This window comes from Actinotalea subterranea (genome assembly GCF_008364845.1).
Taxonomy (GTDB): domain Bacteria; phylum Actinomycetota; class Actinomycetes; order Actinomycetales; family Cellulomonadaceae; genus Actinotalea; species Actinotalea subterranea.
Genome location: NZ_VTTP01000015.1, coordinates 42,592 through 49,376 on the forward strand (window position 1 = coordinate 42,592; position 6,785 = coordinate 49,376).

7 protein-coding genes are annotated in these 6,785 nt (G+C 73.9%); 2 read left to right on the plus strand and 5 right to left on the minus strand.

All coding sequences use genetic code 11. The annotated features are described in order from the left end of the window. Window positions 1-7: 7 nt before the first annotated feature. Entirely contained in the window at window positions 8-463 is a 456-nt protein-coding gene (lepB, locus tag FZ988_RS17790; RefSeq protein ID WP_149205387.1) for a signal peptidase I, read from the plus strand. On the opposite strand, the gene FZ988_RS17795 is transcribed toward lepB, so the two are convergent. The 4 genes from FZ988_RS17795 to FZ988_RS17810 form a co-directional block, all read right to left on the minus strand. Next, window positions 420-1,097 carry a Crp/Fnr family transcriptional regulator gene (locus FZ988_RS17795; protein WP_149205388.1) on the minus strand — a complete coding sequence of 226 codons (678 nt, stop codon included), beginning with the start codon at window positions 1,095-1,097 and terminating at the stop codon, window positions 420-422. The genes lepB and FZ988_RS17795 overlap by 44 nt on opposite strands. A gap of 132 nt (window positions 1,098-1,229) precedes the next feature. Then, window positions 1,230-1,655, minus strand: coding sequence for an ATP-binding protein (locus tag FZ988_RS17800; RefSeq protein WP_149205389.1), 426 nt, complete (start codon window positions 1,653-1,655; stop codon window positions 1,230-1,232). Next, window positions 1,645-1,980: an STAS domain-containing protein gene (locus FZ988_RS17805; RefSeq protein WP_149205390.1), complete on the minus strand. Its 336-nt coding sequence runs from the start codon at window positions 1,978-1,980 to the stop codon at window positions 1,645-1,647. The genes FZ988_RS17800 and FZ988_RS17805 overlap by 11 nt, the downstream gene beginning before the upstream one ends. A 3-nt stretch (window positions 1,981-1,983) precedes the next feature. Then, window positions 1,984-3,957, minus strand: a complete 1,974-nt coding sequence (locus tag FZ988_RS17810; protein WP_425458009.1) for a glycosyltransferase family 2 protein — start codon at window positions 3,955-3,957, stop codon at window positions 1,984-1,986. Window positions 3,958-4,105: 148 nt separating this feature from the next. On the opposite strand from FZ988_RS17810, the gene FZ988_RS17815 reads away from it, so the two are divergent. Then, entirely contained in the window at window positions 4,106-6,160 is a 2,055-nt protein-coding gene (locus FZ988_RS17815) for a SpoIIE family protein phosphatase (RefSeq protein ID WP_188079170.1), read from the plus strand. A gap of 4 nt (window positions 6,161-6,164) precedes the next feature. Here FZ988_RS17815 and FZ988_RS17820 read toward each other — a convergent pair whose 3' ends face one another. Next, complete coding sequence (locus FZ988_RS17820) at window positions 6,165-6,608, minus strand: ScoMcrA-related endonuclease (RefSeq protein ID WP_246169611.1); 444 nt, start codon at window positions 6,606-6,608, stop codon at window positions 6,165-6,167. Between the last annotated feature and the right edge of the window lie 177 nt (window positions 6,609-6,785).

The following is a 6,785-nucleotide window of genomic DNA, read 5'->3' on the forward strand; positions in this document are numbered from 1 at the left end:
GCGCGTCATGCTCCGTGTCGTCAAGGTTGCCGGCGAGTCGATGGCGCCGACCTACCGCCCGTCCGACCTGCTGCTCACGCGGCGGGCCGGACGTGCGGGTGCCCATGTGCGACGGGGTGACGTCGTGGTGGTGCGCCACCTCGGGGTGCGGATCGTCAAGCGGGTCGTCGGCCTGCCGGGAGACGTGGTCGAGCTCGAGGCCGGTCGCCTGCTCGTCGACGGGGACCCTCTCGACGGACGGCGTCGTCTCCCGGGTGCGTACACGCAGACGTGGCGCGTGCCCGCGGGGAGCTGCTTCGTCGTGGGTGACAACCGCGCGGCGTCGACGGACTCGCGTGTGTGGGCCGTCCCCTACGTCCAGGTCACGGACGTGGAGGCGGTCGTCGCAGGACGGCTGTGGCCGGGTCGAGCGGGCCGGCTCACGCGTCGTCGGCGAGCCGCTGGAGCCGGTCGGTCTGCGTGATCGTGACCACCCGTCCGCCGTCGTGTGCGATCACGCCCTGGGCGGCGAGGCGCGTCAGTGCGCGGCTGAGGCTCTCCGGTGAGGTGTCGAGCAGGGAGGCGATGTCCTTCTTCGCGAGCGGCAGGGTCACGGTGAGGGTGGTCCCGCTCCAGTCGCCAGGCAGGCCGAGGAGGTAGCCGGCCAGTCGGCTCTCGACATCGCGCGACGTCAGCGCGTCGAGACGGTGCTCGGTGTCGGCGAGCCGCCCGCTCAGGGCCGCGAGCATCCGCAGCCCGATGTCAGGGTGCGCGCGGATCAGTGCCTCGAGGTCCTCGTGCCGGAACACGCACAGCCGGGACTCCTCGAGTGCGCTGGCGTAGTCGTCGGGCCGCCCGCCGGTGAACACCGACGTCTCACCGGTGAAGTCGCCGGGTCCGAGCACCCGGACGATGCGCTCGGACCCGTCCGGGGAGAGCCGGTACACCTTGAGGCGCCCGGTGTGCAGCACCATGAGCTGCGACCGCTCGTCGTCGGCCCCGTACGCGCGGTCCCCCGGCGCGAGGTGCGTGGGGCGCGCCAGACCGGCGACCCGCTGCTGGTCATCGGCCGAGAGGTGCGCGAAGACCGGGACGCGCGCGACGCAGGTGTCTGCCATGCCGTCAGCCTAGGAAGCCTCGTCGTCCGCGCCATGCGCGGCCGCCGGATCACGCGGCTCGACGTCCGGGCACGCGAGGAGGGCACCGCCTGACGTCCTGCGTGAGCACCCGTTGTGTGCGCCCGTGCCGGGTCAGGGGACGGTCGACCACCGACGCATGAGGTACCAGTGGTTGTGCTCGCCGTCGTGGTGGTGGCGGAGCTCGTGGACCGCGCGGCGGGCCAGGGGCAGCCCACGGCCGGCTGTCGCGAGGTCGTCGGCCGGCAGGTCACCGTCGAGGTCCAGCGGCACGAAGGCGCCGGAGTCGACGACGTCGGCCTCCAGGAGGCCCGGCGACACGCGGAGCCGCACGTCGGCGTCGAAGGACTCCCGGCGCTCGGTGTGCTCGATGACGTTCGCGGCGATCTCGACCACGGCGGTCTCGAAGAGCAGCCTGTCCTCGTCGGGCACCTCGGGCGCGCGCCGCCACAGGTCGGCGAACGCCGCGTGCAGCCGCTCGAGGCACGCGGGTGTGACGCAGTGCTCGACGTGCGCACGGGCGCGCAGGTCAGGAGGCACCGAGCGCGTCCTCGACGGTCTCGTGGGGCCGCAGCACGCGGTCCATCGTCGTCAGCTCGAGGACCGTGCGGACCTGCGCGCCGGGTCGGGCGATCCGTAGGTCGCCACCCACGGCCCGCATGCTGCGCAGCCCGCCGACCAGCGCCCCGAGACCCGACGAGTCCATGAACTCGACGTCGTGGAGGTCGACGACGACGAGCCGCGCACCCCCCGCGCTCGCGGCGTCGACGGCTGTCTGCAGGGCGTTGCCCGCGACCATCGTGAGCCGTCCGCTCAGGCTCAGGACGCTCTCGCCGCCGGGCTCCGTACGGGTCCGGACCTCCATGACCTACTCCTTTCCGAGGGTGGCGTGGCCCCGGTACCGCAACGCCTGGACGAGCACGCTGAGCACGAGGAGGTCGTACGCGACCCAGCCGAGGTTGACGAGCGTGCCCAGCCACGGGGCGTACCCGAGGGAGAACCGGACGAGCCCGATGATGGCGGCCGCCACGAGCGTCCCCGCGGCGACGAGCTGGGGGAGCACGAGGCGCCAGGCCTGGGGGTCGGCCCGGCGCACCTTGGACGTCACCGCGAACGTCAGGGGCCGGCCCCACCACACGTTGGCGGCGGCCGTCACGGTCGCGCGGATCCACACGGGGAAGAGTGCGAGGGCGTACTGCTGACCGCGCCACGTGCGCAGCCCGTGCGCGGCGACGAGGAACAGCGCCTGGCTCGCGAGCTGGAACGGCACGAACCGGGCGAAGAAGTCGGCGCTCCACGCCGTCACCGGGAGGACGCCGAAGCACAGGAAGATAACCGGCGCGGCGAGGTAGACCACTGCCGCGAAGCCCGAGAGGTAGCTCCACATGGTCGCGAGGTACATGAGGCGCTGACCGGCTGCGAGGCCGCGCATGACCAGCGGGTTCTCCCGCAGCATCACCTGGAGCGTGCCCTGCGCCCAGCGCAGGCGCTGCGTCAGCATCGTGCCGAGGTCCTCGGGTGCCAGCCCGTGCGCCAGGCGCTCGTGGTGGTAGACCGTGCGCCACCCGAGGGCGTGCAGGCGCATGGCCGTCGACATGTCCTCGGTGACCGAGACCGTGGAGATCGGCATGATCGGCTGCGCCTCGTCCGAGCGGTCCACGTCGACCGCGCCCAGCAGCGAGCGCACCGACTCGATCGCGCCGAGCGGCGTCCAGTCGCGGGCCGCCAGCCGGTCGAGCGCGGACTCCTCGATGACGAGCTCGTGCGCGTCGTCGTCGGCCGGTCGGGGCAGGGCGGCGATCGCCTCGAGGTCGGCGCGCATGCGTGCGACGTCGTCCGCGACGAGCGTCGCGGAGATCGTGTCCACCTGCCGCTGGAACCGGTACGTGACGTCCGCGACGGCCTCGCCGGCGTCGATGCCCCGGGTCGCGTCCCGAACGGCTGCCTGAAGCGCCGTGATCGCCTCCGCCGTGCGGGGGTCGGTGGCCGTCCGCCGCGCCTTGCCGAGGACGGTGCCCGACGCGCGCAACGCCGAGCGAACGGCCTGCTCCGTCGCGCGCACGTACCCGACGAGCCCGAGCTGCATGAGGGCGTCCCGTCGCAGGATCGCGTTGGACCCGCAGAAGAACGCGGCGTTCCAGCCGTCCTTGCCCTGCTGGATGGGTCCGTAGAACAGGGGCGCCTGGCTCCCGAGCGGGTCCGCCTCGGCGACGTTCGTGAAGTACTGGGGGGTCTGGACGAGGGCCACGCGCTCGTCCCGGAAGTGGCCCAGGGTGCGGGTGAGGATCTGCGGCTCGGGGACCTGGTCCGCGTCGAGCACGAGGACGAAGTCGCCGTGCGTCGCGAACAGCGCGTTGTTGAGGTTGCCCGCCTTCGCGTGCCGCGGTCGGTCCGCCCACTGCGCGGCTCGGACGATGTACCCGACGCCGAGGGCCTGCGCGGCGGCCCGCATCTCGGGACGTTCGCCGTCGTCGAGCACCCAGGTCGCGTGGGGGTAGGTGATCTGCGCGGCGGCGCGCGCCGTGGCTGCCACGAGCTCGACCGGCTCGTCGTAGGTCGTGATGAAGACGTCGACGGTCGCGTCCTGCGGCGGGGGCCCCGGCGCGGGGCGATCCCGTGCCCGCCACATCGTCACGCTGAAGAGCGTCACGTCGATGAAGCTGTACGTCTCGGCCAGGACGAGGGGCACGGCGATCCACCACGCCGCCCAGTTCACCGACTCGAGCCACCGCCACACGATGTAGTTGAGGCCGATGGCGACGGTGAGGGTCGCGAGGGCCCGCAGGGCGAGCAGGCGACCGGTGAGCGTGCCCGCGGGGGAGGGCACGGGTGGCGGCGCCACGGCGCTCCTCCGGCTCCCGGTCCGTGCGTCGTCGGCCCCCATGGGACGACGGTACTGGCAGACCTGTGGTCGTGCCCGTGGGACCGGAGGCCCGTCGCGCTCGGGGCGCCGCCCTGCACGCGCCGCCCGGAGGTGCCAGCATCGACGGGTGGACACGGGGCGAGAGGTGACCGGCCCGGCGCCCCTGCGTCGCGTCGTGCCCGCCGTCCTCGCGTTCGCGACCCTGTACGTCGTCGCCGCCGTCCTCGGGCGCCGCACGGTGCTGGACGACGGCTCGGTCAGCCTCGTGTGGCCCGCCGCGGGCGTCGCAGCGCTGTGGTTCGTCGCGCGTGGCGCCGCCCGGCCCTGGGCGGACCTCCTCGCGGTCGGGGGCCTGACCGTCCTGGCGAACGTCGTCACCGGTGGGGGACCCGTCGCGGCGGTGATCTTCGGTGCCGCGGCCGCCTTCCAGGCCGGGGTGTTCTCGTGGTTCCTGGCCCGGTGGGCGCCGCGGATCATGGCGGGCCGTGGGCGTGTCGGCGTCGAGACGGTCAACGAGCTCTGGGGCTTCACGTCCGCCGCGGTCGCCGGCGCCGTCGTCGCCGCCCCCTTGGCGCTCCTGGCCGCGCTCGTCGGCTCGGGCGCCTGGGACTGGGCGATCGCCCTCGTCTGGGTCGTCCGCAACACCACGAGCGTGCTCGTCGTCGGCACGCTCGGCCTGGCGATCGGCGCCCGCCTCCCGTCCGCGCCACGGACGGACCGGCCGGTGCGTACCGGCGCCGTCTCGCTCGTCGCGGTCGCCCAGTACGTCGCCGTGCTCGTGGTCGCACCCGCGCTCTACGCGGCGTGGTTCATCGCCCTGGACCACCTGCCGCTCGCGTTCCCGCTGATCGCGATCACCGTCTGGGTCGGCACGCAGCTGCGGACCTCGCTCGTCGTCCTGCACGCCACGGGGCTGGGGTTCGCCGCGATCTGGTTCACGCTGGCGGGTGTGGGGCCCTTCGCGCAGATCGGCGACCCGACCACCCAGGTGGTCGTCGCCCACGTGTACGTCGGCCTGGTCACCGTCATCGGCCTTGCGCTCGCGGTCGCGCGGGACGAGCGTGCGGCGCTGCTGGAGGACGTCCGAACCGCCCGGGACACGGCCGAGGACCAGGCGACCCTGCTCGCGACCATCGTCGACACCATGGCCGAGGGCGTCGTGGTCATCGCCCCCGACGGCGGCGTGGTGCTCCAGAACCCCCGTGCGGTCGAGCTCCTCGGCGGCGTCGCGAGCCCGACCGGGGCTGTCCGGACCACGGCGTCGTACGGCATGCACCGCCTCGACGGCTCGCCGCTCCCCGAGGAGGAACGCCCCTACCGGCTCGCGCTCGCGGGCCGGCGCGTGCGCGACCTGGACCTGCTCATCCGTTCCTCGGGTGTGGGCCGCGAACGCATCGTGAGCTTCAACTCGACGCGCCTGCCCGGCCACGCGGGCGCAGGGGTCGTCACGATGGTGCGTGATGTCACGTCCGAGCGTGAGGAGCTGCACCGCGCCGCGCGCGTCCAGGAGAGCCTGCTGCCGACGGTCCACCCGGTGGCCCCGGGGTACGACCTGGCGGCGCGGGTGGTCCCCGTCGGGTCCGTCGGTGGCGACTTCTACGACTGGTTCGGGGTGCCGGGCGGCGTCGTGCTGACGGTCGCCGACGTCATGGGCAAGGGTCTCGGCGCGGCGATCCTCGCGGCGACGTCGAGGTCGGTCCTGCGCTCGCCGTCGGACCAGGTCGGCGCGGGCGAGCGCCTCTCCCACGCGGAGCGACGGATGGAGGCCGACCTCCTCGCGGCCGGTGCGTTCGTCACGGTGTTCACGGCGCGACTCGAGCTCGCGAGCGGTGAGCTCGAGTACTCCGACGCGGGCCACGGGCTGAGCCTGATCGTCCGGGCCGACGGGACGTCGCAGCGGCTCGGCGCCAACGGGCCGCCCCTGGGCCTCGACGTCGCAGCAGATCGCGTGGACGGGCTCGCGCGGCTGGATGCCGGCGACACCCTGGTCACCTTCAGTGACGGCATCCTCGACGGTGTGGGCGGCGTGCTCGAGGGCCTCGCCCTCGTGGAGGGGGCGGTGCGCAGCGGCGCGACCGCGGCGTATGCGGCCGACGCGGTGCTCGACCTCGTCCTCGCCGCCCAGGACCCGACCGACGACCTCACCGTCGTGGTGGTGCGCCGGACGGGTGCGGGTGCCTGACGGTTCAGCTGCAGGTGTCGCAGACCCCTGTCGCGGGCAGGGCCATCGAGCACGTCGGGCACACCTTGGGTGCGACCTCGCGTGCGGCCGCGGCGCGTGCGGCGCTGGCGGGTCCCGCGGCGGCTCGGGGGGCGCGAGCGGCGCGTGGTGCGCGCGTCTTCGCCGCGGCGGGGGCCCGCACGGCCGACACGGGCTCCGACACCTCGAACCCGCGCCGGCGCAGGATCGCGACGGCGTCCTGCATGCCCCCGTGGAAGTCGTCGGGCGTCGCGAGGCGGCCGGTCGCGAACCTGTGCGCGACGCCGAGGACCGCCCGCGCGTCGTAGCTGTGGCCCTCGTGGAGCAGCGCGTACTCGGGCACGGGCTCGAAGCCGTAGACGTCGAGGAACGCGTCGGCGCCGCGGGTGTCGTGCTCCGCCACGGCCTGGAGGATGTGCTGTCTGGTCACGGAGGAGAACGTCGCCACGACCAGTGATCGTACGGGGCGTGGGCCTGGGGCGACGCGGGCGGGTCGGGCGGAAAGGGTTTGAGGGCCGCGATCGTGGGCTGCTAGATGTACTGACCCGGGACGTTGGTCGAGTGGGTGTGACGCGCTGATCTGAGTGCTGGCGCGAGGAGGGCCTCC

Excerpts from the sequence above, each read along its gene's own strand:
- FZ988_RS17805 (WP_149205390.1), bottom strand. The coding sequence starts at position 1,980 with ATGGAGGTCCGGACCCGTACGGAGCCCGGCGGCGAGAGCGTCCTGAGC.
- lepB (WP_149205387.1), top strand. The coding sequence starts at position 8 with ATGCTCCGTGTCGTCAAGGTTGCCGGCGAGTCGATGGCGCCGACCTAC.
- FZ988_RS17795 (WP_149205388.1), bottom strand. The coding sequence starts at position 1,097 with ATGGCAGACACCTGCGTCGCGCGCGTCCCGGTCTTCGCGCACCTCTCG.